Origin of the sequence: Klebsiella sp. GW_Kp181 (assembly GCF_040062315.1) — a bacterium.
GTDB classification, from domain to species: domain Bacteria; phylum Pseudomonadota; class Gammaproteobacteria; order Enterobacterales; family Enterobacteriaceae; genus Klebsiella; species Klebsiella oxytoca.
In genome coordinates this window covers 1-1,189 of the sequence record NZ_JBEAFR010000029.1, presented here as the reverse complement: position 1 = coordinate 1,189, position 1,189 = coordinate 1, and the positions used below count along the sequence as shown (strand labels likewise).

Sequence of the window (1,189 nt, the reverse complement as noted above, 5' to 3'; positions counted from 1 at the left end):
CTTGTATTATTAAAAAACCAGAAAGAACCGGCCTGTTCTCTCTGGTGGTGGTCCGGATGCCGTACCCGGGCTCAGACTTTTAGTCTGTACAGTAGATGCCTGCACCGGACCACCGCTATCCACAAGTGACAAACCGAACAGTATCATGGACCGGTTCACCCGGTACCCCGCATTTGCAAGGATGGTTACACCATGGAAAACGACATTCACTTTATCGGCATTGATGTGGCCAAAGCTAAACTCGATGTCGATATGTTGCGGCCTGATGGCCGTCACCGCAGCAAGAAATTTGCCAACACCCCAAAAGGACATGACGAGCTCGTCAGCTGGTTGCGGGGACATCAGGTCATCCATGCCCATGTCTGCATGGAAGCGACCGGGACGTATATGGAAGATGTCGCCGCTCATCTCTCTGATGCGGGGTATCCGGTCTCTGTTATCAATCCGATGCTCAGCAAAGCGTTCGTCCAGAGTCAGGGAATACGCAGCAAAACGGATACGGTGGATGCCCGCCAGCTGGCGTATTTTTGCCGGGAGAAACGCCCGCCGATATGGGAAGCTCCCCATCCGGTTGAACGCGCCCTGCGGGCGCTGGTTCTGCGGTATCAGGCGCTGACGGAGATGCATGTTCAGGAGCAGAACCGGCGGGAAAGCGCGCGTGAGGTACAGTTGCCAAGCATAGACATGCATCTGCTGTGGCTGGAGACGGAACTGAAACGTCTTGAAAAGCAGATAAAAGACCTGACGGATGATGACCCGGATCTGAAACACCGGCGCAAACTGCTGGACAGTATCCCGGGCATCGGCCCCAAAACCGCGGCGGTGCTGCTGGCTTATGTGGGTCTGAAAGACAGGTTCAGGGAGGGGAGGCAGTTCGCCGCGTATGCGGGTCTGACGCCGCGGCAACATGAGTCAGGCAGCAGCATCAGGCGGGTAAGCAGGATGAGTAAAATGGGCCATGTGTCGCTGCGTCGTGCATTGTATATGCCGGCGATGGTGACGCTGTATAAAACAGAATGGGGTCGGGTGTTCAGGGAACGGCTGGAAAAGAACGGAAAAAATGCAAAGCTGATAATCGGTGCGATGATGAGGAAACTGGCCCAGGTGGCATACGGCGTCCTGAAATCAGGACGCCCGTTCGATGCCACACTGCATACGAAAAATGCTTGCATGGCATAACAGTATCTAC

General features: G+C 54.9%; 1 protein-coding gene. It reads left to right on the top strand.

Annotated elements, in window-relative coordinates:
* Window positions 1-192: 192 nt before the first annotated feature.
* Window positions 193-1,179: a transposase gene (locus ABLV11_RS06975; protein WP_126489227.1), complete on the top strand. Its 987-nt coding sequence runs from the start codon at window positions 193-195 to the stop codon at window positions 1,177-1,179.
* The last annotated feature ends 10 nt before the right edge of the window (window positions 1,180-1,189 follow it).

What these genes read in the sequence shown, in the direction of transcription:
- ABLV11_RS06975 (WP_126489227.1), top strand. Translation starts at nt 193, where the DNA reads ATGGAAAACGACATTCACTTTATCGGCATTGATGTGGCCAAAGCTAAA.